This window comes from Photobacterium sp. CCB-ST2H9, assembly GCF_023151555.2.
Taxonomy (GTDB): Bacteria; Pseudomonadota; Gammaproteobacteria; order Enterobacterales; family Vibrionaceae; genus Photobacterium.
In genome coordinates this window covers 722,481-746,901 of record NZ_CP100425.1, presented here as the reverse complement: position 1 = coordinate 746,901, position 24,421 = coordinate 722,481, and the positions used below count along the sequence as shown (strand labels likewise).

Here is a 24,421-nt window from a genome sequence, read left to right as displayed (position 1 = left end):
CAGTGACAGTAAACACAAGCGAGCAGAATGTAAAATAGCTGTCATAGATGGCCAGAATGTATCCTTCATTGCCCAGCCTGTGATCCCCTGTCAAAAGTCGATTAAACCAGTGAGTTACGCCAGTTGCAGCGCATTACGCAACAAAATATATCTTTCCTCACCATATCATCATTTGTCCCTGTAACTTCATGGCAGGAGATAAGTTTGCTGTGCTACCATGCAAGCATGAATGTCATCAATGTGAAACTGTATGGAACACTACCTCGTTATTACCGCGATTGGCACTGACCGGCCGGGCATTACCGATGAAATCACCCGGCATATCTCCCTGAGCGGTTGCAATATTGAAGACAGCAGGCTGGCGATTTTCGGCAGCGAATTCACTTTTATCCTGCTTTTGTCGGGTACGGCCGCGTCTATTTCGCGGGTCGAGGCAACGCTCCCAATGCGGGCCCAGCAACTCGATTTGCTGACCATGATGAAGCGGACAACCCGGCACGAACACCGTTTTTACCCTTATACGGCTGAATTCCATGTCGAGGGAAACGATGCCCCGGGACTCATTGAGAAGTTCACCCATTTCTGTGCCACACGCCAGATAGACATCTCGGCGCTCAGTGCCCATTCTCAGGAAGAAGATGACAACAGCGGGGAAGACCAGCTGACCCTGCAACTGAGTACCAACCTGCCGGAAGGTTGCAACCTGATGTCTTTACAGGAAGAATTTGAAGATTTGTGCCAGACCGTACAAGTCACGGGCACAGTGACATTTACCGGCCATAATCCGAAAGAAAAATAAGGAACAACACATGCAAACCCTGACTGCAGGAACTCCCGCACCTGAATTCACGCTTCTGGATCAGAATGGTGCACCTGTCAGCCTGAACGATTTCAAAGGGAAAAAGGTTCTCGCTTATTTCTATCCCAAAGCCATGACACCGGGCTGCACCGTCCAGGCTTGCGGATTACGCGACAGCAAAACCGAGCTTGATGCGCATAATGTGGTGGTTCTGGGAATCAGCATTGATCCGGTGAAGCGTCTGCCGAAATTTATCGAGCGCGACAAGCTGAACTTTACCCTGCTGTCAGACGAAGACCATGCTGTTGCTGAGCAATTCGGTGTCTGGGGCGAGAAGAAATTCATGGGGAAAATCTACGATGGCCTCCATCGCATCAGCTTCCTGATCAACGAAGACGGTGTGATTGAACATGTCTTCAATAAGTTTAAGACCAAAGATCACCACGAAGTCGTGCTGAACTACCTGAAAGAAAACAATGCCATTTGATTTCTGTCAGTCACAAGGTCTGTCTGGAACAAGGCCGCATGATGCGGTCTTTTTCATTGCCTGCCCCGGCTTTGTTCGGGTTGCGGGACAGGCTTAAACCACAACACCACCGCAATACCGCCTAATATTGCTGCTGAGGCAATCAACAGCCGGGTGCTCACTGACTCCGACAGAAAAATAACCCCGCCCATTGCAGCCAGCACAGGCACACTGAGCTGAACGGTTGCCGCACTCATTGCTGTCAGCAGAGGCAGAACACTGTACCAGACGGCATATCCGACACCGGATGCAATTCCACCAGACAGGATGGCATATATCACGCCAAGCCGATCAAGATGCGTCCCCCCAGCAATCAGACAACAAACTACAGCCATCGGCACCGCCCGCAGAAAATTTCCAGCCGTAATTTGCAGGGGGTCTTTCGCCCCTTTTCCTCTGAGGGTATAGATTCCCCATGCGCCTCCGGCCGTCAGCATGAGGATTGCCCCCTGCCAGGAAGGCGCAGATACGCCGGGGAGCAAAAGGACGACCAGACCAGCCAGTGCCAGCACAAAGCCCGCCAATTGCCAGATTGTCATTCTTTCTCCGCGCCATAACGCGACGGCCATCATGGTGATCTGAACTGCGGCAAATAACAGCAATGCACCGGTTGCCGCCGTCAGGCTCAGATAGGCAAAAGAGAAACCGGCTGCGTAGATAAACAGAGAAAAAGCAGAGATCCAGCTGCCTGCCGGTCTGGCGCTGAGTGTATGTGCCGGTGTGTTCAGCGCATGAAGCAACCACAGCAAAACCGCACCCGATGCTAACCGGATCAGGGTAAAACTCGCGGGATCGATGTCAGTTTCAGACAGAGCAATTCTGTTGAGAAGAGAGTTGGCCGCAAAAGCAAGCATGGCCAGGGAGGTGAACATCAATACTCTGAACGGTATCGGCATGCTCCCCTCCCGTGATTTAATCGTCAGTTATGGCGTATCTTCAGCATGGTCAGTGGCTGGCAGAGCATGCCAGACCGCTTTTACCAGTGTAGCCAATGGGATCGCGAAAAAGACACCCCAGAAACCCCATAAGCCACCAAAAACCAGTACCGATACAATAATCGCGACCGGATGGAGGTTCACCGCTTCTGAAAACAGCACCGGAACCAGGACATTCCCGTCCAGTGCCTGAATAATGCCGTACGCCACCAGCAGCCACCAGAAATCCGGTGTCAGCCCCCACTGAAACAAACCAACCATGGCAACAGGCACCGTCACGGCCGCAGCACCGATATAAGGGATCAGAACGGAAAGCCCCACCAATACCGCCAGCAGCAGAGAGTAACGCAGGTCAAGCAGAGCAAAGGTAATATAGCTGGCAACACCGACGATAATGATTTCCGTGACTTTACCGCGAATATAGTTTGAGATTTGCTCGTTCATCTCCTCGCCGACTTTACTGGCGAGACGACGGTTTCTCGGTAACAGCCGGCCCAGTGTACTGAGCATTTCATCTTTATCTTTCAGCAGGAAGAAGACCAGCAGCGGCACCAAAATCAAATAGACTGCCAGCGTCGCCAGGCTCAGCAACGAGGCCACCGAACCTTTCAGAGCGGTTTCCCCCATCCCCAGCACTTTGGTTCGCATACTGTTCATCACTGTGGTGATCTGCTCCGGCTGAACCAGTTCAGGATATCGTTCTGGCAGGCTGGAGACATAACGCTGCAGATCATTAAACATGCTGGGAACATCTGAAAGCAGATTGCTGATCTGATGCCAGATCATCGGGATCAGGCCAAAGACCGCCATTACCATCAGACTGGTAAACAGCAACAGGACCAGCGTAACCGCTAAGGTACGGGGAACCCGGAGCCGGGTCAGATACATGACCGGCCACTCAAGTAAATAAGCCAGTACGATAGCGACCAGCAAAGGCGCGATCAGGTTGCCGAAAAAATAAATGGTGATGAAGCCCACCAAGAGAATCGCCACCAGACTGACCGCGTGAGGGTCAGAAAACCTGCGCTGATACCAGCGACTTATCATTTCCAGCATAAAAGCGTCACAACCTTTTAGTAACGGTAATCACAAGTAATTGTGGGTCATCTGACTGCACCCGGACGTCAAAGCCCTGATGCCGCAGATAGCGGGGTATATCCTGCCGGGCGCCCGTGTCACAAACATGAATGTCCAGGGAGTATCCGACATCCAGTCCATGGCAAGCCCGTTTCGCAATCAGTAACGCCAGCGGACAGCGGGCATCAGTTAAATCCAGCTTGGGTATTTCCATTCTTGTGCACTGGCGGTTATTATCCAACAGGTTATTGTAAATAACATGATGGCGACAAGAAAGAAACAGCCTGGATATTTTGTTGTCATATCAGTTAATACATCGATTATTTGACTGCTATCGGCTTCATAATCGAAATAACAACAACCTGTAATGAAGGCGACCATCATTTCTATGCTTCGATTGACCAAAAAGCCAGTTTGCCTGCTGCTCTGTGCACTGCTGAGTTCAGCCCCGACAATAACTCAGGCAGAAGCGTCTCCGGAAGATCTTCCTGAGATCGGAACCACTGCGGCCTCAACACTGACCATCGAAAAAGAACTGGAATACGGCGATGCCTACATGCGCATGCTGCGGGCCAGCAAGCCGATTATCAATGACCCGCTGCTCTCTGAATACGTGCAGGATCTGGGGCATAAGCTGGTTGCCAATGCACAGGATGTACGCACCCCCTTTGAGTTTTTCCTGATCCAGAACCGCGAAGTGAACGCCTTTGCTTTCTTTGGCGGCCACGTCGCCCTGCACTCCGGTCTTTTCCTTCATGCCCAGAGTGAGAGTGAACTGGCTTCGGTCATGGCACACGAAATCGCCCACATCACCCAGCGCCATCTGGCACGGAGCATGGAAGATCAGGCGAAGAAATCACCGGCGACGATGGCCGCACTGATTGGCTCCCTGATGTTAGCCATTGCCTCACCGGAGGCCGGTATTGCAGCCATCCAGGCCACCACAGCGGCTTCGGTGCAGGGGCAGATCAACTATACCCGCAGCAATGAAATGGAAGCTGACCGGATTGGTATCGCGACTCTGGCAAAATCGGGTTTCGACGTTCAGGCTATGCCAACCTTTTTTGGTCGTCTGGCCGATCAGTACCGCTATGCCAGCACCCCGCCTGCCATGCTGCTGACTCACCCGCTGCCGGAATCCCGTATCGCAGATACCCGCAACCGTGCTGCGCAATATCCGCCGCACCGCGTTCAGATTTCCGAAAACTATCTGCTGGCACAGGCCAGAGTGATTGCACGCTATGCTAACCTCGACAGCCGGAATGCGCTGGACTGGTTTGAACGCAAAGACAAAAAAGCCCATGGGGCCGAAAAAATGGCCGTCGACTACGGAAAAGCGCTGGTACTGATGGACAGCGGCAAATACAAAGAAGCAGAAGCATTGCTGATGCCTTTGCTCAAAGCAGAACCCGGCAACCGTTTCTTCATCGATTCAGCAACCGACCTGGATCTGTTCCTGAAACGCTACGACAATGCCATCAACCGACTGCAACATGCACTGAAATCCAACCCCGCCAATGCAGTGCTGAGGCTGAATCTGGCGCATACACTTCTGAAAGCCGGGCGGGCAAAAGATTGTCTGACATTACTCAGCCGATTTACCTACGACAACCCTGATGATATCAACGGCTGGAACATGCTGGCCGAAGCCTATGCCGGAACTGGCCGCCGGGATGGTGAGCTGGCTGCACGGGCCGAAGTGATGGCCCTCCGCGGCGACTGGGAAAAAGCAATCCAGAACTACATTCAGGCCAGCCAGATCGTGGAAGTCGGCTCACTGGATCAGGCCCGATACGATGCCCGTATCGACCAGTTACGCCTGGCGCGGGCCCGATTTGCCGATTTGTAGCCCCGTCAGACCCTCACAAAGCAGATCCGGCTAACAGACTCAGGGGATTCTCTTTTCCTGTTGCCGGACAGTCCACTACAATATCAGTCATTTAGCCCGCCGAATCCGGCGGGCATGACCATTCTGATGCTCTCAGGAGAAACTATGTCTATCACGATTTATCACAATCCACGCTGTTCCAAGAGCCGTGAAACGCTGAACCTGCTGGAAAGCAAAGGGATTGAACCGAAAATCATCAAGTATCTGGAAGAAACCCCGTCTGCAACCCAACTCGCAGAGCTGCAACGTAAACTTGGCTTTGACTCTGCCCGTCAGATGATGCGGACAAAAGAAGATATTTATCAGTCCCTGAACCTTGGCGATGCGTCCGTGTCGGAGCAGGCTCTGCTGGACGCTATGGCAGCCAACCCGAAACTGATTGAACGCCCGATTGTCGTCAATGGTGACAAAGCCGCGCTGGGTCGTCCGCCGGAACAAGTGCTGGATATTCTGTAATGCTGCCTGTTCTGGTGCTGTACTACAGCAGGCACGGCAGCACCCGGCAGCTGGCACGCCAGATCGCCCGGGGGATCGGACAAGTCGCTGGCTGTGAAGCCATCCTGCGCACCGTGCCGGATATCCGGGCAAGCGGTGAGCAGGAAGCTGTCTCTGACGGTGACCCTTTTGTCACTCAGGCCGATCTCGATACCTGTCAGGGGCTGGCTTTAGGGAGTCCGGTGCGCTTTGGCAACATGGCTGCACCACTGAAGCACTTTATCGACAGCACCAGTGCACAATGGCTGTCCGGCAGCCTGATTGGCAAACCAGCCTGTGTGTTTACAGCGTCATCTTCCATGCATGGCGGGCAGGAAACAACGTTACAGTCAATGTTACTGCCGCTGCTGCATCATGGCATGCTGGTGCTGGGTCTGCCCTACTCTGAGCCGCTCCTGCATACGACACAATCCGGAGGTACCCCTTACGGGGCATCTCACCTGAATCAGCAGGGCGGTCTGACTGAAGATGAAGCAGCTCTGGCACAGGCATTAGGAAAAAGGCTGGCACAGACAGCCCTTAAGTTGCAATAAGTGACGTCCTGCGTGAAATCGCAGCGAAAGGATTTGATCATGAAACCAATGAGCCCCTCGACCCAGAATCTGCGCTACTTTGCGCTGACCGCGAACCTGTCACTGCTGCTATGGGTTGCACTCTGGCAAAGCGTGATTTCCCCGCACCCGCACCTGAACAACTATGTTGTTGCCGGGATGTGGATACTGCCCTTGCTGTTGCCGATGAAAGGAATTCTGGAGGGGAAACCTTACACGCACGCCTGGGCCAACTTCATCCTGATGTTTTACTTCCTTCATGCCCTGACTCTGTTGTGGGTCGATGGCGGTGAGCGCTGGCTGGCTCTGGTCGAACTGGGACTGACCATTGCTGCTTTCTTCGGCAACATTCTGTTTGCCCGGGCACGCGGACGGGAACTCGGCAACAAGCTGAAGAAACTGTCTCAGGTCGAACGTGAAGAGCGCGAAGCTCACGGCGATAAATAATTGTCGTTAAGTAAAAAAGAACCCCGGCTGTCTTGCCGGGGTTCTTTTTTCAATCATTTAACTGCTGTCTGCGTTCAGGCATTGGGATTCCAGTAATACTGGCTGATTCCGGATGCCACTGAACTGCGGGTGGCAGACACATCGAGCTGAGGCAGCGGCTCAGAGGCCGAACCCTCACGGGATGTCGGAACAATGATACCTTCGGGTGCTGCACCGGGTGATGAACCCTCTGCTGGCATCTCACGCACCAAAGAAGTCACCGGCTGCGACTGAAGACGAGGTTCCATACTCAGCTCACGGGCAAACGCCTGCTCGTTACTCAGCAACCGGATTGAAAAACGAACCCGGTCGCCCTGCAGATGGGTCGCGTTCACTTCAGCCACTGAGCTCATCGCTTTCAGCAACGATTCCAGCTGGAAGAAATCTTCGACATGACGGATATTTGCCACTTCAATCGCAAATCCACCCTCAGTTGCCCCACCCAGCTGAATGGCATACCGCGCAGCCAGATTATCGGCCACCGTATTCATCATCTCCTGGATTGCCGCCGGGCCGCTGATACGCCCCTCAACCGGCTCTGCTTTCCCGTCCAGCATCGCTGCCGGAGAATCCGGGAACAGCTGCCAGTTGAGCTGTGTTTTCTCACCACTGCCCTTCACGCGAACAACCATCACAGCATCAGGCTGGTAACGGGAACTCGCCTTCGCAATTGGCTGTGCAAATCCGCCCCAGAGATCCGGTACACTGATTGCCGTCACATCTTCAAAATCTCCAATCGGCAGCAATAGTGGCAAGCCCCGCAGTGCAGCCGCCTGATTCAGGGGACTTTGCAGTGCATTCCCGGACTGATCGAACACAATTGTGCGATCACGGCTCTTGTCCTCAATCAGCCAGACCAGAATGGTCGGACGCTGTTCTGACCAGAAGGTCGCATTCGCCTGAGTCAGCAGCGTACGGATTTTCTCGCGGTCGAAGCTGACATCCAGCATCGGCTGGCCATTCACGCTGCCGCGGCCCAATTGACTGACGTAAGCGCTGTTATTTTCCAGTGCTTTCTGAATCACTTCATTGTCGGAAATATTGCTCTGACCTGAGACCTTCACCAGCACCTGCTGTAAAGCTGTTGCTCTTGCAGTCTGAGCCGTCTGGCTGTCTGTATCCGGCAGGGAAACCTGCGCCTGATATAAAGTTTCAACCGTTGCAGCCTGAAGCGGCAACGCCATCAGCGCTCCAAAGAAAAAAGCAAAACGCCACATAAATCACTCGTAGAATTTCAGTGTTAGCCAAGGATGTCAGACATCCCGTAATTCGTTTTTATCCATCGCAGCCTGCCATTCCATGGCCAGACTCGCTGACAGGCCTAACTATACCTCAGGCTCAGACAAATAACGTTATTTGCCATAAAAAAATACCAAAAACGGGCAGACGTTGGCGTTCTGAACAAAAAACGGCATGTCTGCCAGCAGCCGCTTCAAACCAAAGCGAATTTTGTCTCCTGAAACACAGCAGAAAATCGCAGCTTGTTCGGGTGAATTCACACGCCCTGCGCCATCAATGACAAGATCATAAATTAATGTGCCGGAACACTGGGGAAACGTTTGCTCTTGTGCTAGCATTGCGCGATTTTTTTATACCAAGGGAGAATTGTGACAATGATGCAGATATTACAAGGGGTACAAATGCTGTTTGTAGCATTTGGCGCTCTGGTTCTGGTCCCGCTGTTAACCGGTCTGGACCCCAATGTTGCCCTCTTTGGTGCCGGTATTGGTACTCTTCTTTTTCAAGTCATCACGAAACGCAGCGTTCCTATCTTCCTTGCCTCCTCTTTTGCTTTTATCGCTCCCATTCTTTACGGTGTGCAAGCCTGGGGTATTCCCGCAACGCTCGGTGGTCTGATGATGGCCGGTGTAGTTTACCTGCTGATGGCCACAATCATCAAAGTTCGCGGTGTTGGCATCATCCATAAGTTGTTGCCTCCAGTCGTGGTTGGTCCGGTCATCATGGTGATTGGTCTTGGCCTGGCGCCAGCCGCAGTGAATATGGCCCTGGGAAAAAGCGGTGACGGTTCAATCCAGATCGTCAACGGTGATGCCGCGCTGTGGATTGCCTGCATCTCTCTGCTGGTCACCATTCTGGTCAGCGTGTTCGCAAATGGGATTTTCAGACTGGTCCCTATCATCGCGGGCATCCTGGCTGGTTACGGAACCAGTTTGTTCTTTGGCGTCGTCGATTTCACGGCGGTACAGGAAGCCAGCTGGTTCGCCATGCCGAACTTCACCATGCCTGAATTCAACATCAATGCCGTGCTGTTCATGATTCCGGTTGCGATTGCACCAGCTGTTGAGCACGTCGGCGACATGCTGGCGATTTCCAATGTCACCGGTAAAGACTACCTGAAAAAACCGGGCCTGCATCGCACCATGGCCGGCGACGGCGTAGCAACCATTGCGGCCTCTCTGGTCGGTGCGCCACCGAATACGACATATTCTGAAGTAACTGGTGCGGTCATGCTGACGAAAGCCTTCAATCCGGCCATCATGACCTGGAGTGCAGTTACCGCAATTATACTGGCCTTTGTCGGTAAACTGGGTGCCACACTGCAAACCATCCCTGTCCCAGTCATGGGCGGGATCATGATCCTGCTGTTCGGCTCAATTGCGACAGTCGGCCTGAATACCCTGATCAAAAATCAGGTTGACCTGCATAAATCCCGTAACCTGGTCATTGTTGCTGTCACGCTGGTGTTCGGGATTGGCGGCATGGCCTTCGGGATTGGCGAGTTCAGTCTGCAGGGCGTCAGCCTGTGCGGTATCGTTGCGATTGTCCTGAACCTGGTCCTGCCAAAAGATCTGGGTGAAAGTAAGGTTGTCGACAACGCCCAAATAGAATCATCTGACGCATAAACTTTCTTGCTTCGGAAACAAAAAAACCGGCGCAATGCCGGTTTTTTTATTCATCAGATGAATTATTTGGTGCCGAAGATCTTGTCACCTGCATCACCCAGACCCGGAACGATGTAGCCCTTGTCATTCAGCTTCTCGTCAATCGCTGCGGTGTACAGCTCAACATCCGGATGTGCTTTCTCCAGTGCAGCGATACCTTCAGGAGCAGCGACCAGAACCAGCACCTTAATGGAGCTGCAACCGTGCTCTTTCAGCAGATCGATCGTCGCAATCATAGAACCACCGGTTGCCAGCATCGGGTCAACCACCAGCGCCATACGCTCATCAATGTTGGAAGCTAGCTTATGGAAATAAGGGACAGGCTCCAGTGTTTCTTCATCACGATAGATACCGACCGTACTGATACGGGCGCTTGGCATGTGCTCCAGCACACCATCCATCATGCCCAGACCTGCACGCAGAATCGGTACAACAGTCACTTTCTTCCCTTTGATCTGTTCTACCTGAACCGGGCCGTTCCAGCCTTCAATCGTGATGGTTTCTGTTTCGAAGTCAGACGTCGCTTCATAAGTCAGCAGGCTACCCACTTCCGTCGCCAGCTCGCGGAAACGCTTGGTGCTGATGTCACCTTCACGCATCAGACCAATTTTATGCTTCACCAGCGGGTGTTTTACCTCAACGACTTTCATCTTGGACTCCTACACAACAAAGTTTCAAAAAAATCGATCCATTATACACTAGACCATCCTCATACAGGTAGGAAATAGCGACTTGCCTGGTCAGGTTTCCGTCACCAGGAATATTTGACGCAAACGTTTTCCTTTCCGTCCTGACTACTGTTATCATACTGCGGATTTTACGATTTAACCGGTGAGGATCTGTTGTGAGCGGTAATCATTCTTCTCTAAGTTACAAAGATGCAGGTGTCGATATTGATGCAGGGAATGCCCTGGTTGATCGAATCAAAGGGGTGGTCAAACGCACGACACGTCCTGAAGTGATGGGCGGTCTGGGTGGTTTTGGTGCCTTGTGCTCACTGCCGACCAAATACAAAGAGCCAGTGCTGGTCTCCGGGACTGACGGTGTCGGTACAAAGCTGCGTCTGGCGATGGATCTGAAGAAACATGACACCATTGGAATCGATCTGGTAGCGATGTGTGTCAATGACCTGATTGTACAGGGTGGTGAACCGCTGTTTTTCCTCGACTACTACGCCACCGGCAAACTGGATGTCGATACCGCAGCCAGTGTTGTCAGCGGGATTGGTGAAGGTTGCGTACAGGCCGGTTGTGCTCTGATTGGCGGCGAGACTGCTGAAATGCCGGGCATGTACCACGGCGAAGATTACGATGTCGCAGGATTCTGTGTGGGCGTGGTTGAAAAGTCTGAAATTATCGACGGCACCAAAGTTCAGGCAGGTGATGCCCTGATTGCTGTTGCTTCCAGCGGCCCTCACTCCAACGGTTATTCACTGATCCGTAAAATCATCGAAGTCTCTCAGGCCGATTTGAGCAAAGACCTCGAAGGCAAATCTCTGGCAGAACACCTGCTGGAGCCCACCCGTATTTATGTCAAATCAGTTCTGAAACTGATGGAAAGCTGCGAACTGCACGCAATTTCGCACATTACCGGCGGCGGTTTCTGGGAAAACATTCCACGCGTCCTGCCAAAAGGCACCAAAGCGGTCATCGACGGTAAAAGCTGGGAATGGCCTGCAGTGTTCAACTGGCTGCAGCAGGCTGGTAACGTAGAAACCCATGAAATGTACCGCACATTCAACTGCGGCGTTGGTCTGGTCATTGCTCTGCCTCAGGCTCAGGCAGCACAAGCGGTCGAACTGCTCAACGCTGAGGGCGAAAACGCCTGGCTGCTGGGTACCATTGCACAGGCTGCCGAGGGGGAAGCCCAGGTGGAGATCAACTAAACAATGAAAAACATTGTTGTCCTGATTTCCGGCAGCGGCTCGAACTTGCAGGCTATCATTGATGCCTGTGAAAGTGATGTCATCACACACGGCCGCATAGCTGCCGTGGTTTCGAACAAAGCTGATGCTTATGGTCTGGAACGAGCCCGTAATGCCGGCATTGCAACAGCCCATCTGGCCGCGAAAGATTATGCTGATCGTGACACTTTCGATCGGGCACTGGCTGAAATCATCGACGGATATCAGCCGGATCTGGTCGTTTTGGCCGGTTATATGCGGATCCTGAGCAGCGAATTCGTCCGTCACTATGAAGGCCGGATGCTGAACATCCACCCGTCTCTGCTGCCGAAATATACCGGCCTGCATACCCACCAGCGAGCGCTGGATGCCGGTGATACCGAGCACGGTACCAGTGTCCATTTCGTTACTGAAGAACTGGACGGCGGGCCTGTCATCCTGCAAGCCAAAGTCCCAATCTTCGAGGGCGATACTGCCGACGAAGTGATGGCCCGAGTACAGCAGCAGGAACACCGCATTTATCCGCTGGTCTGTCAGTGGTTCCTGGAAGGCCGGGCGGTCATGCAGGATGACGCAGCTTATCTGGATGGCGCTCGTCTGGCACAGCATGGTTACGCTGCTGACGAATAATTGCCCCATAAGATGTAGTTACAAGAGATACAAAAATGCGGCTTTCACAGCCGCATTTTTTTGGTTTTCTAAACAGATTACCTCTGGCCGGGGGATGGCGGTGGCGCTTCCGGCACTGCCAGTTTCCGATTGAAGATCAGCTCCCCATAATGGAAAACGGCAAATTCTCCGGTTGCCATTTTGTGCCAACGCTCATCATTGGTCAGCGGCTGGGTCGCAATGACCGTCACCACATCATTAGGTGTGGTTTCCTGCTGAAAATCTATCGTCACATCTTCATCAATCAGCGATGCTTTCCCGAAAGGCGCCCTTCGGGTGATCCAGTGAAGGTTGTTGGAACAGTAAGTGAGGACGAACTCTCCGTCGCTCAACAGCATGTTGTATACACCGAGCTTTCGCAGGTCGTCACAACGCTCAGCAATCAACTGAAATATCTGACTCCAGTCTTCCGGCGGCTGAGGAAAGTGTGAATCAATCTGGTTCAACAACCAGCAAAAAGCGATTTCACTGTCGGTATCCCCCACAGGCTGATAACGACCGGTTTCCAGCGATTCATACCCAGACAACTGGCCATTATGGGCAAAAGTCCAGTAACGCCCCCACAACTCACGGGTAAACGGATGTGTATTTTCCAGACACACCCCGCCCCGATTGGCTTGGCGGATATGGCTGATCACCGCGCAGCTTTTAATCGGATACTGTTGAACCAGCTCTGCAATCTTCGAATGACAGCTGGGCTTCGGATCTTTGAAAGTACGAAATCCCTTTCCTTCATAGAAAGTGATCCCCCAGCCGTCTGCATGCGGACCGGTCCGGCCACCCCGCTGCATCAGGCCAGTAAAGCTGAAGCAAATGTCCGTTGGCACGTTGGCACTCATGCCAAGCAATTCACACATGTTACCGTCTTCCTCAGTACAATGCTGATTTACTCAGCACCCGCCATTTCCTTTTCAACCAGCATAATCAGAATGTGAATGATCTTGATGTGTACTTCCTGAATACGATCAGCATAGCCGAAATGCGGCACACGAATTTCCACATCGGCCAGTCCGGCCATTTTGCCGCCGTCTTTCCCCGTCAGCGCAATCACTTTCATGCCTTTCGCTTTAGCCGCTTCAATCGCTTTGAGAATATTGCCGGAATTCCCCGAGGTCGACAGACCGAACAACACGTCGCCTTTTGCGCCGACCGCTTCCAGATAACGTGAAAAGACATATTCATAACCAAAATCATTACTGACACAAGACAGATGACTCGGATCTGAAATCGCAATCCCAGGATAGCCCGGACGGTTATCGCGATAACGGCCAGTCAGCTCTTCAGCAAAATGCATGGCATCACAGTGTGAACCCCCATTCCCGCATGACAGTACTTTACCACCCTGCTTGAATGATTCGGCCAGCAGCTTGGCTGCCGCTTCAATATCTGCCAGATTCTTTTCATCGCTGATAAATCGATTCAGTACATCAGCCGCTTCAGTCAGCTCGGAACGAATGAGATCTTGGTACATAGGCTTTTCTCTGTGAATGATTGATGATGCAAGGATATGCCCTGGCTGGCAGTTTACCTACAAACCCTAGGAAGTGTCGACTCGCTGTACGGCAAAACCAGTGATTTACGCCCAATATCAGTTGCTAAGCCAGTAAGGAAACCGTTTTCCCGCCTTTTTTTCATCCCTTTTGTCGCCTTATTCATCAAACCGCAATGCGAACTTACTCCTCAAATCACAAAAAAAGTTTTTACATTTCGGCAAACTTCATCTTACACTTAAACCAAGTGGTATGACCTCTTACCTATTCATTCAATAAAACATTAAATACCCTAAGAGAATATTCCTGATTAAGGAGAAGATAGAATGGCTACACTCGTGTACTTGCTGGGGTTACTGGGGATAACCGGACTGCTCGCTTATCACCGGGCCGGTCTGCGAACCTTTACCCTGGTTTTTGCGGCCGCTCTGGCAGCCGGCACACTGCTGGATATCACAGGCGAATACAGCTGGCTGGCTTTCCTGATCATTGCCTTACCGCTGAACCTGCAGGCGCTTCGTCAGAAACTGCTGAGTAAACCAGCACTCAAGGCCTTCAAAGGTGTGATGCCTGAAATGTCGCGCACTGAAAAAGAAGCGATTGATGCCGGTACAGTCTGGTGGGAAGCCGATCTGTTCCGTGGTGCACCAGACTGGAACAAACTACATGACATTCCGGCTCCTCGCCTGAGTGCTGAAGAAAAAGCGTTTCTGGACGGTCCGGTCAACGAAGTCTGCCGCATGGTCGACGACTTCGAAATCACCCATGATCTGGCTGACCTGCCACCTGAGATCTGGCAATACCTGAAAGACAACAAATTCTTCGCCATGATTATCAAGAAAGAATATGGTGGTCTGGAGTTTTCAGCGTATGCCCAGTCACTGGTCCTGCAAAAACTGTCCAGTGTCTCAATGGTGCTGTCTTCAACCGTAGGTGTACCGAACTCTTTAGGTCCGGGCGAACTGCTGCAACACTATGGTACTGAAGATCAGAAAAACCATTACCTGCCACGTCTGGCTGCCGGTAAGGAAATACCTTGTTTTGCACTGACCAGTCCGGAAGCCGGCTCTGACGCAGGCTCAATTCCTGACTTTGGTATTGTGAAAAAAGGCCAGTGGCAGGGCGAAGAAGTTCTGGGAATGGAACTGACCTGGAACAAGCGTTATATCACGCTTGCTCCTGTCGCCACCGTGCTGGGTCTGGCCTTTAAACTGTACGACCCTGAGCATCTGCTGGGTGACGAAGAAGAGCTGGGCATCACCTGTGCACTGATCCCGACCGATCTGGAAGGCGTGAAAATTGGCCGTCGCCACTTCCCGCTGAACGTACCGTTCCAGAATGGTCCGACACAAGGTGACAAAATTTTCGTGCCACTGAGCTTCATCATTGGTGGTCAGGACATGGCCGGTCAGGGCTGGCGTATGTTGGTTGAGTGTCTGTCGGTTGGCCGCGGCATTACGTTGCCGTCAAACACCACAGGCGGCCTGAAAACCACCGCCCTGGCAACAGGTGCTTACGCTCGTATCCGCCGTCAGTTCAAACTGCCAATCGGCAAGATGGAAGGGATTGAAGAGCCACTGGCTCGCATTGCGGGTAACGCCTATGTTCTGGATGCAGCCAGTGCGCTGACCGTCTCCGGGATTGACCTGGGTGAGAAACCATCTGTGATCTCCGCGATTGTGAAGTATCACTGTACCCATCGCAGCCAGCGCGGCATCATCGATGCTATGGATATCATTGGCGGTAAAGGGATCTGTCTGGGTCCGAACAACTTCCTGGCTCGTGGTTATCAGGGCGCGCCGATTGCTATCACGGTAGAGGGTGCCAACATCCTGACTCGTTCTATGATCATCTATGGTCAGGGTGCGATCCGCTGCCATCCGTACGTCCTGGCTGAAATGAACGCTGCATACAACGAAGATCAGCGTCAGGCACTGACCGACTTCGACGGTGCGTTGTTTGGCCACGTGGGCTTTGTCATCAGTAACCTGGTCCGTTCTTTCTGGCTGGGGCTGACCGACGGTCGCGGCTCATCTGCACCACGCAAAGATGCAACCAAACGCTACTACCAGCAACTGAACCGCTACAGTGCCAACATGGCCCTGCTGTCTGACATGTCGATGGCTGTGCTGGGCGGCTCACTGAAACGCAGAGAGCGCCTGTCCGCTCGTCTGGGTGACATCCTGAGCCAACTGTACCTGGCGTCAGCTACCCTGAAGCGCTATGCCGATGATGGCTGCAAGCAGGAAGATCTGCCGCTGGTTCACTGGGGTTTACAGGACGCGCTGTATCAGTCTGAGCAGGCAATCGACCAGTTCCTGCGTAACTTCCCGAGCCGTATCGTTGCAGGTCTGTTACGTGTCATGATCCTGCCACTTGGCCTGTCCCGCGTTCAGCCAAGCGACAAACTGGATCACAAGCTGGCCATGATGCTGCAAACGCCATGTGAAACCCGTGACCGTCTGGGTCGTGGTCAGTTCCTGGAAGCGATTGAGAGCAATCCGGTGGGTATGATGGAAGCTGCACTGAAAGACATTCTGGCTGCAGAACCCCTGTATGACCGTGTCTGTCAGGCAGCAGGCAAGAAACTGCCGTTCATGCAACTGGACCTGGTTGCTGAAACCGGGCTGGAACTGAAAGCCATTAATGAAGATGAAGCCGCACTGCTGCGCCGCGCTGAGGCAGGCCGCCTGCGTACTATCAACGTTGATGACTTTGACCCCCAGCGTCTAATCGCCGGTGTATCCGACATGCAAAAAGACATTGAGGACGCAGCGTAATTTGCTGACACCACAATGAAAACAACGATATCAACAAAAAAGGAAGCGTAATGCTTCCCTTTTTATTTACTGTGACCCAAAAGCCTTAATGTTCCCGCTTACACTTTCATGTCCGGCGGAATTTCCAGCTTCGTTGAATCAGATTCAGACACAGCAGGCTTGTTCCTTCTTCTTCTGAGCAGAAGCCAGACCGCAGCAATCAGTACAATCACACCATTTCCGCCCAGAATCAGCTTCCACACCTGGCTTCTGGCCGCTCTCTGTTCTTCCAGCCGGCGCTTTTCTGCCTCTAGCCGCGCTTTCTCTTCCTGACGAGCCTTAAACTCTTCGAGATTTTTATCCAGCTGCAGGACGGATGTAATCGCAAAATGGCTCTTCTGTAACGGAAAGACCAGCGGACGCTGCTGGAATGTATCGGTGGCATACAACCAGCCCGACCAGGCATAGCTCCCGGGCTTTTGCAGATTTGGCACTGTTATTTCCAGGCTTGTCGCTTCCGGCTCTGCCTGCTCCTGACTGACCGTCACACTGCCATCCGGGGCTTCCTGCTCAACATGCGCCGACAGCGAGCCCGGTACGATCATACCTTCATCAGAGGTCACCACCAGCTGATGAGATTCTTCCGCGGTTCTGGCCTGAATAAACGCAGATAACAACGGCGGCGGATACACCAGAACCTCCTGCTCGTAAGTGCGCAGGAAAATGCCATTGCCAGAAGTGATTTTCACCCGATATCGGCCGGGCTGAATATCAACCGGGAGCGCTACGGTAAAGACCCCGTCACCCGGTGCTTCATCCAGCCCCAGTCCATCATCCGCAAACTCCCCCAGCGACAGAGGCGTCGGCAGCGAATCCTCAGCCAGTGTTTCCGGCTGATCTACATATTCATAGAAATTGACCGACATTTTGACCCGGTCAAGAAAATCACGTTCCTTCAGCAGCTCACCACCCTGGGTCAGCCGCGCTGTAAATTTGTAGCTTTCGTTCTGATAAAGCCGCTCAGGCAAAGCGGCCACATCCAGTTTCAGGTTAGAAAGAACTTTAACCTGATTGTGCTGACTAACCCTGCCGACAGCCTGCCAGGGACCGGGCATCGGATTTTCAATGGTAATAATGTCCATACCTGACTCTTCGTGCCAGGCCACATTGTCCGGATGCCGCCATGGGTAATATTTCACCCCATCAGGCCTCACCAGAACCACATTCTGGTTCTTGGTTTCCCGTTCCACCACGAAGGCCACCTGTTTGACGGTTGGATCAACCCTGAAGCGGTTATCCAGCCAAGACGCAGCCTGAACACTTTGCGTGCCAAGCAGCGCCGGAATCAATGTAGACAGTAACGCTAGCCTTCGCATAGTTCTCCTATTGACGCCAGAGTGTGACGTCGCCTTTTTTCTCAATGATATCTAAACGCGCTTCGTGCGCTTCTAGTTCATCGGCAGAAGCCCGGATAACCTTTAATGTTTTCCGTCCGCTGGTCAGACGTCGTATGCCATTTTCTGCACCACTGTCACTATCTTCTCCGGTTGCATGCAGTGCCAGCGACGTCTGGCCGCCGGTCATCATCAGATAAACATCGGCCAGAATTTCGGCATCGAGCAAGGCCCCGTGGAGCGTCCGGTGCGAGTTATCAATCCCGTAACGCGAACAGAGCACGTCCAGGTTGTTCCGTTTCCCCGGGAAAATCTTTTTCGCCATTTCCAGGGTATCGGTCACGGAACAGTAATCCGTGGTCTTCCCTATCGACGGGTCAAGCTTGCGGAATTCATAGTCCATAAACCCGATATCGAAGGGCGCGTTATGAGCAACCAGCTCCGCCCCGCGGATAAAGTCCATGAACTCGTGATGAATTTCCGCGTAAGTTGGCTTATCACGCAGGAATTCATCCGTAATCCCGTGGACCGCAACCGCTTCGGCATCAATCGGCCGATCGGGTTTGATATACACATGGAAGGTCCGGCCGGTGAATTTACGATTGATAATTTCCACCGCACCGATTTCCACAATGCGATGCCCTTCGTAGTGAGGGCCGGTCATATTCATACCGGTTGTTTCGGTATCGAATACAATTATGCGTTCATTGGTGGCATTCATAGTATTGGTTATGTCAGACTAAGTTTTTTATCTTAAGACGAATACTACCAAAGATGACCAAGCAGGTAGAAATTTTCACCGACGGTTCTTGCCTCGGCAACCCGGGCCCGGGTGGTTACGGTACAATTTTGCGGTATAAAGGCCATGTCAAAGAGCTGAGCGACGGCTTTTTCATGACAACCAACAACCGGATGGAGCTGCTGGCAGCCATTGTCGGACTGGCGAGTCTGAAAGAGTCATGCAGCGTTGATTTGACAACGGACAGTCAGTACGTCCGTCAGGGCATCACCCAGTGGATTCATAACTGGAAAAAACGCGGCTGGAAAACTGCCGACAAAAAGCCGGTCAAAAATGCGGATCTCTGGCAGCAGCTGGATAAAGAAACGCAGCGCCACCAGGTCCGCTGGCATTGGGTAAAAGGCCATGCTGGTCACCCTGAGAATGAACGTTGTGACGAGCTGGCACGACAGGCTGCAGAATCTCCGGTCAAAGATGACCATGGATATCAGGAAGCCGGATAATTCGTTTCAGTTTAACCTGACTGCTTTTCACTGGCCCGGGTACGGCAGTTCACACTGATTGGTGTCAGCTGCCGTCTCAGTTTCCAGCTCGGTTTAATAGGCTTGAGCGGGAAAGTACGTTTTCTGGCCACAATCAAGTACATTCCGCCGATGCCGGATAAGGTGCCGGAAAGCATGCTTTCCGCCCAGGCGGAAAATGCCGGAGACCGGGTCGGCGGCAGTATCGCCAGATTTTCATGAAAGACCACTTCATAGTTCAGTACGCCCAGCCAGTCTTTCACCCGCATCGGCATGAACATCCGGCCAGACCATGGCGCCCGCTTCCGGTTCCAGGGAAACAGACCCCGTAAACCATGCAAACTGAGCGGATTATAACCGCTGATCAACAGGTAACCGTCATCGACCAGCACCCGGTCGACTTCCCGCAGCAGGTTGTGCGGATCCCGGCAAAAATCCAGCTGATGCGCTAAGACACAGGCATCAAAAGATTTTTCCAGAAACGGCAATGCCATCGGATCCGCCTCCAGATTCCGAAGCGGATTATCGCGATCAATACAAACCTGATGCCGGATGTTACAATGGCCACTGACGAGTTCGCAGCTCAGGCCGCCCAGTTTCAGCAAATGGTAGCCAAACAGTCTCGGCCACCACTCGTCCAGCTGGGCCTGCAGCAGTTGTGCCGCCCATTCTCCCTGTACCAGCTGAGACCAGGAATAGGGTGTGCCGATGTATTTTATCGTGCGGGCTGGCTTCATAAATGATGATTCACCACATCAAGGACTGGAGACAATTTTATGTTAACGATGAAGAGCATACCTGCATTTCACGACAATTACATCTGGCTGATCCAAGGGCCGGATAACCGCTGTGTTGTCGTTGACCCCGGGGATGCCACGCCAGTCCTGGCCCGACTTCACGAAGAGTCACTGACTCTGGAGGCCATTCTGATCACCCACCATCATCATGATCATGTCGGCGGAATCAGCGAGCTCAAACGCGCTTTCCCTTCTTGCAATATTGTAGGCCCTGGCAGCGAAGCGATCCCCGGCTTAACGCAATCTGTTGAAGATGGCGACCAGATCGACATATTCGGAGAGCGCTTTATGGTGTTAAGTGTCCCGGGCCATACAGCCGGCCATATTGCATATGTGGGTGATGAAAAGCTTTTCTGCGGCGATACTTTATTTTCCGCCGGGTGTGGTCGCCTTTTTGAGGGAACGCCTGCTCAAATGTACAATTCGTTACAAAAATTAGCAGCCCTGCCCGATGAAACTGAAGTTTTTTGTGCACACGAATACACCAGCAGCAATCTGGCCTTTGCCTTAGTTGCCGAGCAGGACAATCCTCACCTGCAGCGTTACCGGGAAGACGTCAGTCTGCGCCGTGCGCGCGGAATCAGTACCATTCCATCCAGCATGGGGCTGGAAAAACGAGTGAATCCGTTCCTGCGCTGTGACCAGCCGAGTATCAAAAAAGCAGTTGCAGATAAGGCGGTTAATGACAGCGACCTCGAGACCTTCGCCGCTCTGCGCCGATGGAAGGACAATTTTTGAAGGGCTGTCACTTGTAACCTGTACCTTCCGCCAAGTATCATCACCTGCGATTTTGGCTAAAGGCAGGTTACATGAAATCCCGATTTTTTTTAGCAAGTGCGCTGCTGTTGGCGGGTTGTCAGATCACAGAAAATTCACAACAAGAATCTGTGGCAACCAATCAAGAAAGTGCAGCCACTGCGCAAGATGACAGTCATTCGACTATCACACAGAATGACACCGATGGTGCCTCTCCGCTTGTCACATCGACACAACCCCAAGTCGCAGCAGAAGAACCTGTGCCCGTGGTCACCCCGCAGGAACAGGATGACGTCTGGCAGCGTGTTGCAATGCAGTTGCGTATTGATGTGCCAGATAATAAGCAGGTGAATTATTATCGAAACTGGTACCTGAAACATCCAGGTCATTTCTCCATTGTTTCTTCACGTGCTGAGCCTTTCCTTTATTACATCACTGAAGCTGTCGAAAAGCGTGATATGCCCCTTGAGCTGGCCCTGCTGCCAATTGTAGAAAGCTCTTTCGACCAGTTCGCATACTCCCATGGCCGCGCGGCCGGACTGTGGCAAATTATCCCGGGAACGGGCCGACAGTTTGGCCTGAAGCAAAACTGGTGGTATGACGGCCGTCGTGATGTCGTGCAGTCTACCGAGGCCGCATTAGATTTGCTGGCATACCTCAATCGCCGTTTCGACGGAAACTGGCTTCATGCACTAGCTGCTTATAACTCTGGTGAGGGGCGTGTTTTCCGGGCGATTCGTGAAAATAAAAAAGCCGGAAAGCCGACTGACTTCTGGGCACTGGATTTACCTCAGGAAACCAGTGGCTATGTGCCGAAATTACTGGCAGTAGCTGACATCATTAAGAACCAGGAAAAATATGGTGTCGACGTTCCTTTCATTGCCAATGAACCTGCCGTTGAAACTGTCGATCCCAAGACCCAGATGGATCTGGCAATGGCAGCGAAATACGCAGAGATTTCTCTGTCTGAGCTGAAAGCGCTGAACCCGGCCTATAACCAGTGGGCAACGTCACCTGATGATCAGACCCACCTGCTGCTACCAGCGGATAAAGTCGATACATTCAATCAGGCTTTTGAAAAAAGCGGCCGTCAGGGCATGAAAGTGATCCGTTATCAGATCAAATCAGGAGACAGCCTGAGTGTGCTGGCGAAAACCCACCATACTTCAGTTGATCTGATTCAACGGGCAAACAAAATCGATGGTTCAAGTATTCGTGCCGGTAAATATATCCTGATCCCAGTGGCGATGAACGGCGAAAATGCATTCCCGAGCCTGACCAGCGAAGTTCGCTCTCAGGTCAGTCATGGGGGCGGCTATCGCACAATTTACAAAGTTGAATCCGGTGATAATCTGTGGACCATCGCGAAAAAACAAAAAGTCAGTATTAAAGAGATCATGAAGTGGAATGGGCTGAGCAAAAAGTCTACGCTACAAATTGGTCAGAAGCTGAATATCTGGAAAACCAGTAAAAATGGTGGCGTCATCCGGACTGTATATTACGAAGTCCGTTCAGGCGATAACCTCAGCGTCATTGCAGATAAGTTCAAAGTGAAACTGGCCGATGTGATCAAATGGAACCAGCTCGGTGACAAAAAGTATCTGCAGCCGGGTCAGAAACTCAAACTGTTTGTTGACGTGACCAAGGTAAGTGTATGACCCCCTCAGCAAACCCATTCATTGCCATGCTAGATGTCTTCCGTTCACCGGTAGATTGTTTCACAGCCGTTCATCAGCGCCCCAAATGGGCGCTGATGCCCTACTTACTGCTCATCATGGCGCCTTTCGGCCTCTGGGGCAGCTATTTTAACCAGGTTGATATGGCATGGTTGCAGGAAACCCTTCGCAGCCAGCTTTCAGTGCTGGCTGACGAGAGTCAGTTGCAATGGTTAACGAAAGAAGTCTTACTGGCCGGTGAGATTTTCAGTGACATTTTCGGCCGCACTGCCAACCTGCTCCTGCTGGCATTATGGCTGAACCTAGCGACCAAAAACAGCGGCGCCCCTCAGAGCTTTGGGAAATGGCTGGCGGCAAGCTGTTTTATCATGCTTCCCGGACTGATTGGCGATCTCGCGAGCTATCTGAACATCCTGTTCAACCCGACCCAGGCTTTACCGAACACGGCCGACCTGAACAGCCTGAATGCATTCCTGAAATTGCCCATGGATAACCCCTGGGCTGCATTAGCATCCAGTATTCCGCTGCTGGCTCCCTGGTATATTGCCCTGACCTATATTGTGGTCAGCTTGTGGTGCGGGATTGATCGCGCCAAGGCTATTGTCATCGCTGCACTGCCCTGGCTGTTAGTGCTGGTTGTCTGGCCACTGCTTATTCTGACAACCTGAAGCGGGCAATAATTGGATGATGATCTGAGGCGTCCGTGACAGGCGCCTCTGCTTTTTCCAGCCGCATACCGCGATAAAATAAGTGATCCAACGGCCATCCTAACACTCTGACCCTCAGATCCTGCTCTAACGTTACTTCGTGCAATCCCAGCAGTTCAACAAACCGGGCGAGCACATCCATTCTTTCCTGTCGCCAGGTATTGAAATCTCCAGCCAACAGCACTGGCCCCTTCGCTTTTTCCAGTTCATCCGCTAAGGCTTCAAATTGCGCCTCATATTCCTCAATTCCCCAGGCAAAGTTAATTCCATGCAGGTTCACGACCGTCAAAGTTGTCCCGTCAGAAAGAGGAAAGGTTGCCAGTAAAGCCGATTTTGGCAAACGCAGCCAGGGCTCCATCGCCAAATAAGCACACGTCGTTTTTGCCGGGTTCCGTGATAAATTCATTACGCCAGCTTGTGTATCCAAGAATGAGAAGGCGTTCGCCATGACGACCTGCCACTGAGCCTCTCTGAGGTATTGCTGAAAATCAGCTGTCAGACTCGACTCCTGTAAGAGCACAATATCACTTCCCTCACTGAAAGCATCTAATGCCGTTCGCCAGTTCTCCCGCTGCTCTTTATAAATATTCCAGACAGTCACTTGCAACTGACCCTGTCGATCGATGAACGCTTCAGGCTCAGCTTCGTAACAGCGAACCTCTGCACGGTCAATGTCAGAACCAACAGTTAACTCCGGCTGCGGCGGCACATGAAATGAAAAGTAGGCTCCGCCTCCGGACAAAATAGCTGCAATTCCCATCAACAATATCAAGCGTCTGAGCATTCACTCTTCCTTTCTTTATTCCTAGATCCAGCTTACAGGATTCCGTCGCAGCCTCTGTTTCACCTGAAAAAGATTCTTTTCACAAGAATGGCTCATAAAGCCAGCGCTGCGTTTTCTCCTGCACAATCATCTGCGCATCTTATCACCATGAGATGTACGGATTAACTCCCTGAGGCTCTGCTTCCTCCGAAGATCTTGGAGCAAAGAAGGCTGAAAATTTGAATTCACGATGAGCGCCTACCTTTCAGAACTCAGTCATCAGCAGCAGCACAATTTACGAAGCGCGGATCTGTGGCGTGTTGCTTTGCTAGCCAGCCAAACAGCAAATACAAAAAAGCCTCAGCAGTTATGCTGAGGCTTTCGAAGGTGGCAGGGGTGGAGAGATTCGAACTCCCAACACGCGGATTTGGAATCCGCTGCTCTGCCAATTGGAGCTACACCCCTGTTGTTTCAGTTTTTAAGAGCTGAAACTCTGAATAAGTGGCGGAGCGGACGGGACTCGAACCCGCGACCCCCGGCGTGACAGGCCGGTATTCTAACCAACTGAACTACCGCTCCACACGGCT

26 protein-coding genes and 2 tRNA genes are annotated in these 24,421 nt (G+C 52.2%); 14 read left to right on the top strand and 14 right to left on the bottom strand.

What is annotated here, in order from left to right; all coding sequences use genetic code 11:
- Positions 1 to 250: 250 nt before the first annotated feature.
- Both L4174_RS03525 and bcp read left to right on the top strand, forming a co-directional pair.
- A complete protein-coding gene (locus L4174_RS03525) occupies positions 251 to 799 on the top strand; it encodes a glycine cleavage system protein R (RefSeq protein ID WP_248143423.1) in 549 nt (182 codons plus the stop codon).
- Between the two features lie 10 nt (positions 800 to 809).
- Entirely contained in the window at positions 810 to 1,286 is a 477-nt protein-coding gene (gene bcp / locus L4174_RS03520; RefSeq protein ID WP_248143421.1) for a thioredoxin-dependent thiol peroxidase, read from the top strand.
- Between the two features lie 53 nt (positions 1,287 to 1,339).
- Here bcp and L4174_RS03515 read toward each other — a convergent pair whose 3' ends face one another.
- The 3 genes from L4174_RS03515 to L4174_RS03505 are packed head-to-tail and all read right to left on the bottom strand — an operon-like array spanning position 1,340 to position 3,551.
- Positions 1,340 to 2,221 (bottom strand): DMT family transporter, encoded by an 882-nt coding sequence (locus L4174_RS03515; RefSeq protein ID WP_248143419.1) that lies wholly within the window; start codon positions 2,219 to 2,221, stop codon positions 1,340 to 1,342.
- Positions 2,222 to 2,248: 27 nt separating this feature from the next.
- Positions 2,249 to 3,316 carry an AI-2E family transporter gene (locus L4174_RS03510; protein ID WP_248143417.1) on the bottom strand — a complete coding sequence of 356 codons (1,068 nt, stop codon included), beginning with the start codon at positions 3,314 to 3,316 and terminating at the stop codon, positions 2,249 to 2,251.
- Positions 3,317 to 3,323: 7 nt separating this feature from the next.
- A complete protein-coding gene (locus L4174_RS03505; RefSeq protein ID WP_248143415.1) occupies positions 3,324 to 3,551 on the bottom strand; it encodes a sulfurtransferase TusA family protein in 228 nt (75 codons plus the stop codon).
- Positions 3,552 to 3,725: 174 nt separating this feature from the next.
- On the opposite strand from L4174_RS03505, the gene L4174_RS03500 reads away from it, so the two are divergent.
- From L4174_RS03500 to L4174_RS03485, 4 genes are all read left to right on the top strand, one after another.
- The gene (locus tag L4174_RS03500) at positions 3,726 to 5,186 is read left to right on the top strand and encodes a M48 family metallopeptidase (RefSeq protein WP_248143413.1); all 1,461 of its coding nucleotides are present in this window, start codon (positions 3,726 to 3,728) and stop codon (positions 5,184 to 5,186) included.
- A 144-nt stretch (positions 5,187 to 5,330) separates the two neighbouring features.
- Positions 5,331 to 5,681, top strand: coding sequence for an arsenate reductase (glutaredoxin) (arsC, locus tag L4174_RS03495; protein ID WP_248143412.1), 351 nt, complete (start codon positions 5,331 to 5,333; stop codon positions 5,679 to 5,681).
- Entirely contained in the window at positions 5,681 to 6,253 is a 573-nt protein-coding gene (gene wrbA / locus L4174_RS03490) for an NAD(P)H:quinone oxidoreductase (protein ID WP_248143410.1), read from the top strand. The genes arsC and wrbA overlap by 1 nt, the downstream gene beginning before the upstream one ends.
- A 39-nt stretch (positions 6,254 to 6,292) precedes the next feature.
- A complete protein-coding gene (locus tag L4174_RS03485) occupies positions 6,293 to 6,718 on the top strand; it encodes a DUF2069 domain-containing protein (RefSeq protein ID WP_248143408.1) in 426 nt (141 codons plus the stop codon).
- 74 nt (positions 6,719 to 6,792) lie between these two features.
- Here the strand turns inward: L4174_RS03485 and L4174_RS03480 are convergent, their stop codons facing one another.
- A complete protein-coding gene (locus tag L4174_RS03480) occupies positions 6,793 to 7,974 on the bottom strand; it encodes a DUF2066 domain-containing protein (protein WP_248143406.1) in 1,182 nt (393 codons plus the stop codon).
- Between the two features lie 135 nt (positions 7,975 to 8,109).
- Positions 8,110 to 8,334, bottom strand: coding sequence for a hypothetical protein (locus L4174_RS03475; protein ID WP_248143404.1), 225 nt, complete (start codon positions 8,332 to 8,334; stop codon positions 8,110 to 8,112).
- Positions 8,335 to 8,370: 36 nt separating this feature from the next.
- On the opposite strand from L4174_RS03475, the gene L4174_RS03470 reads away from it, so the two are divergent.
- Positions 8,371 to 9,621 (top strand): uracil-xanthine permease family protein, encoded by a 1,251-nt coding sequence (locus L4174_RS03470; RefSeq protein ID WP_248143402.1) that lies wholly within the window; start codon positions 8,371 to 8,373, stop codon positions 9,619 to 9,621.
- A gap of 62 nt (positions 9,622 to 9,683) precedes the next feature.
- Here the strand turns inward: L4174_RS03470 and upp are convergent, their stop codons facing one another.
- Complete coding sequence (gene upp / locus L4174_RS03465; RefSeq protein ID WP_036753143.1) at positions 9,684 to 10,310, bottom strand: uracil phosphoribosyltransferase; 627 nt, start codon at positions 10,308 to 10,310, stop codon at positions 9,684 to 9,686.
- Between the two features lie 194 nt (positions 10,311 to 10,504).
- Between upp and purM the strand changes: the two genes are divergently transcribed.
- Positions 10,505 to 11,545, top strand: a complete 1,041-nt coding sequence (purM, locus tag L4174_RS03460) for a phosphoribosylformylglycinamidine cyclo-ligase (protein ID WP_248143400.1) — start codon at positions 10,505 to 10,507, stop codon at positions 11,543 to 11,545.
- 3 nt (positions 11,546 to 11,548) lie between these two features.
- Complete coding sequence (gene purN, locus L4174_RS03455) at positions 11,549 to 12,193, top strand: phosphoribosylglycinamide formyltransferase (RefSeq protein ID WP_248143399.1); 645 nt, start codon at positions 11,549 to 11,551, stop codon at positions 12,191 to 12,193.
- A 77-nt stretch (positions 12,194 to 12,270) separates the two neighbouring features.
- Here purN and L4174_RS03450 read toward each other — a convergent pair whose 3' ends face one another.
- Both L4174_RS03450 and lpcA read right to left on the bottom strand, forming a co-directional pair.
- The gene (locus L4174_RS03450; protein WP_248143397.1) at positions 12,271 to 13,089 is read right to left on the bottom strand and encodes a class II glutamine amidotransferase; all 819 of its coding nucleotides are present in this window, start codon (positions 13,087 to 13,089) and stop codon (positions 12,271 to 12,273) included.
- Positions 13,090 to 13,118: 29 nt separating this feature from the next.
- The gene (gene lpcA, locus L4174_RS03445) at positions 13,119 to 13,703 is read right to left on the bottom strand and encodes a D-sedoheptulose 7-phosphate isomerase (RefSeq protein ID WP_248143396.1); all 585 of its coding nucleotides are present in this window, start codon (positions 13,701 to 13,703) and stop codon (positions 13,119 to 13,121) included.
- A gap of 345 nt (positions 13,704 to 14,048) precedes the next feature.
- Here lpcA and fadE point away from each other — a divergent pair, with 345 nt between their 5' ends.
- Positions 14,049 to 16,502: an acyl-CoA dehydrogenase FadE gene (fadE, locus tag L4174_RS03440; RefSeq protein WP_248143395.1), complete on the top strand. Its 2,454-nt coding sequence runs from the start codon at positions 14,049 to 14,051 to the stop codon at positions 16,500 to 16,502.
- 98 nt (positions 16,503 to 16,600) lie between these two features.
- Here the strand turns inward: fadE and L4174_RS03435 are convergent, their stop codons facing one another.
- Positions 16,601 to 17,857, bottom strand: a complete 1,257-nt coding sequence (locus tag L4174_RS03435) for a TIGR03503 family protein (protein ID WP_248143394.1) — start codon at positions 17,855 to 17,857, stop codon at positions 16,601 to 16,603.
- A 7-nt stretch (positions 17,858 to 17,864) separates the two neighbouring features.
- Positions 17,865 to 18,596, bottom strand: coding sequence for a DNA polymerase III subunit epsilon (gene dnaQ, locus L4174_RS03430; RefSeq protein ID WP_248143393.1), 732 nt, complete (start codon positions 18,594 to 18,596; stop codon positions 17,865 to 17,867).
- Between the two features lie 53 nt (positions 18,597 to 18,649).
- Here dnaQ and rnhA point away from each other — a divergent pair, with 53 nt between their 5' ends.
- The gene (gene rnhA, locus L4174_RS03425; RefSeq protein ID WP_248143392.1) at positions 18,650 to 19,117 is read left to right on the top strand and encodes a ribonuclease HI; all 468 of its coding nucleotides are present in this window, start codon (positions 18,650 to 18,652) and stop codon (positions 19,115 to 19,117) included.
- An 11-nt stretch (positions 19,118 to 19,128) separates the two neighbouring features.
- Here the strand turns inward: rnhA and L4174_RS03420 are convergent, their stop codons facing one another.
- Positions 19,129 to 19,872 carry a methyltransferase domain-containing protein gene (locus L4174_RS03420; protein WP_248143391.1) on the bottom strand — a complete coding sequence of 248 codons (744 nt, stop codon included), beginning with the start codon at positions 19,870 to 19,872 and terminating at the stop codon, positions 19,129 to 19,131.
- Positions 19,873 to 19,911: 39 nt separating this feature from the next.
- Here L4174_RS03420 and gloB point away from each other — a divergent pair, with 39 nt between their 5' ends.
- The 3 genes from gloB to L4174_RS03405 all read left to right on the top strand — a co-directional run bounded on the left by gloB (position 19,912) and on the right by L4174_RS03405 (position 23,032).
- Entirely contained in the window at positions 19,912 to 20,670 is a 759-nt protein-coding gene (gene gloB / locus L4174_RS03415; RefSeq protein WP_248143390.1) for a hydroxyacylglutathione hydrolase, read from the top strand.
- Between the two features lie 71 nt (positions 20,671 to 20,741).
- Complete coding sequence (locus L4174_RS03410; RefSeq protein WP_248143389.1) at positions 20,742 to 22,346, top strand: LysM peptidoglycan-binding domain-containing protein; 1,605 nt, start codon at positions 20,742 to 20,744, stop codon at positions 22,344 to 22,346.
- Positions 22,343 to 23,032 carry a YIP1 family protein gene (locus L4174_RS03405; RefSeq protein WP_248143387.1) on the top strand — a complete coding sequence of 230 codons (690 nt, stop codon included), beginning with the start codon at positions 22,343 to 22,345 and terminating at the stop codon, positions 23,030 to 23,032. Before L4174_RS03410 ends, L4174_RS03405 begins: the two co-directional genes overlap by 4 nt.
- Here L4174_RS03405 and L4174_RS03400 read toward each other — a convergent pair.
- The 3 genes from L4174_RS03400 to L4174_RS03390 form a co-directional block, all read right to left on the bottom strand.
- Complete coding sequence (locus L4174_RS03400; protein ID WP_248143385.1) at positions 23,016 to 23,855, bottom strand: endonuclease/exonuclease/phosphatase family protein; 840 nt, start codon at positions 23,853 to 23,855, stop codon at positions 23,016 to 23,018. The genes L4174_RS03405 and L4174_RS03400 overlap by 17 nt on opposite strands.
- Positions 23,856 to 24,222: 367 nt before the next feature.
- Positions 24,223 to 24,299, bottom strand: a tRNA-Trp gene (locus L4174_RS03395).
- A 37-nt stretch (positions 24,300 to 24,336) separates the two neighbouring features.
- A tRNA-Asp gene (locus tag L4174_RS03390) sits at positions 24,337 to 24,413 on the bottom strand.
- Between the last annotated feature and the right edge of the window lie 8 nt (positions 24,414 to 24,421).

Excerpts from the sequence above, each read along its gene's own strand:
- L4174_RS03525 (WP_248143423.1), top strand. The coding sequence starts at position 251 with ATGGAACACTACCTCGTTATTACCGCGATTGGCACTGACCGGCCGGGC.
- bcp (WP_248143421.1), top strand. The coding sequence starts at position 810 with ATGCAAACCCTGACTGCAGGAACTCCCGCACCTGAATTCACGCTTCTG.
- L4174_RS03515 (WP_248143419.1), bottom strand. The coding sequence starts at position 2,221 with ATGCCGATACCGTTCAGAGTATTGATGTTCACCTCCCTGGCCATGCTT.
- L4174_RS03510 (WP_248143417.1), bottom strand. The coding sequence starts at position 3,316 with ATGCTGGAAATGATAAGTCGCTGGTATCAGCGCAGGTTTTCTGACCCT.
- L4174_RS03505 (WP_248143415.1), bottom strand. The coding sequence starts at position 3,551 with ATGGAAATACCCAAGCTGGATTTAACTGATGCCCGCTGTCCGCTGGCG.
- L4174_RS03500 (WP_248143413.1), top strand. The coding sequence starts at position 3,726 with ATGCTTCGATTGACCAAAAAGCCAGTTTGCCTGCTGCTCTGTGCACTG.
- arsC (WP_248143412.1), top strand. The coding sequence starts at position 5,331 with ATGTCTATCACGATTTATCACAATCCACGCTGTTCCAAGAGCCGTGAA.
- wrbA (WP_248143410.1), top strand. The coding sequence starts at position 5,681 with ATGCTGCCTGTTCTGGTGCTGTACTACAGCAGGCACGGCAGCACCCGG.
- L4174_RS03485 (WP_248143408.1), top strand. The coding sequence starts at position 6,293 with ATGAAACCAATGAGCCCCTCGACCCAGAATCTGCGCTACTTTGCGCTG.
- L4174_RS03480 (WP_248143406.1), bottom strand. The coding sequence starts at position 7,974 with ATGTGGCGTTTTGCTTTTTTCTTTGGAGCGCTGATGGCGTTGCCGCTT.
- L4174_RS03475 (WP_248143404.1), bottom strand. The coding sequence starts at position 8,334 with ATGCTAGCACAAGAGCAAACGTTTCCCCAGTGTTCCGGCACATTAATT.
- L4174_RS03470 (WP_248143402.1), top strand. The coding sequence starts at position 8,371 with ATGATGCAGATATTACAAGGGGTACAAATGCTGTTTGTAGCATTTGGC.
- upp (WP_036753143.1), bottom strand. The coding sequence starts at position 10,310 with ATGAAAGTCGTTGAGGTAAAACACCCGCTGGTGAAGCATAAAATTGGT.
- purN (WP_248143399.1), top strand. The coding sequence starts at position 11,549 with ATGAAAAACATTGTTGTCCTGATTTCCGGCAGCGGCTCGAACTTGCAG.
- L4174_RS03450 (WP_248143397.1), bottom strand. The coding sequence starts at position 13,089 with ATGTGTGAATTGCTTGGCATGAGTGCCAACGTGCCAACGGACATTTGC.
- lpcA (WP_248143396.1), bottom strand. The coding sequence starts at position 13,703 with ATGTACCAAGATCTCATTCGTTCCGAGCTGACTGAAGCGGCTGATGTA.
- fadE (WP_248143395.1), top strand. The coding sequence starts at position 14,049 with ATGGCTACACTCGTGTACTTGCTGGGGTTACTGGGGATAACCGGACTG.
- L4174_RS03435 (WP_248143394.1), bottom strand. The coding sequence starts at position 17,857 with ATGCGAAGGCTAGCGTTACTGTCTACATTGATTCCGGCGCTGCTTGGC.
- dnaQ (WP_248143393.1), bottom strand. The coding sequence starts at position 18,596 with ATGAATGCCACCAATGAACGCATAATTGTATTCGATACCGAAACAACC.
- rnhA (WP_248143392.1), top strand. The coding sequence starts at position 18,650 with ATGACCAAGCAGGTAGAAATTTTCACCGACGGTTCTTGCCTCGGCAAC.
- L4174_RS03420 (WP_248143391.1), bottom strand. The coding sequence starts at position 19,872 with ATGAAGCCAGCCCGCACGATAAAATACATCGGCACACCCTATTCCTGG.
- gloB (WP_248143390.1), top strand. The coding sequence starts at position 19,912 with ATGTTAACGATGAAGAGCATACCTGCATTTCACGACAATTACATCTGG.
- L4174_RS03410 (WP_248143389.1), top strand. The coding sequence starts at position 20,742 with ATGAAATCCCGATTTTTTTTAGCAAGTGCGCTGCTGTTGGCGGGTTGT.
- L4174_RS03405 (WP_248143387.1), top strand. The coding sequence starts at position 22,343 with ATGACCCCCTCAGCAAACCCATTCATTGCCATGCTAGATGTCTTCCGT.
- L4174_RS03400 (WP_248143385.1), bottom strand. The coding sequence starts at position 23,855 with ATGCTCAGACGCTTGATATTGTTGATGGGAATTGCAGCTATTTTGTCC.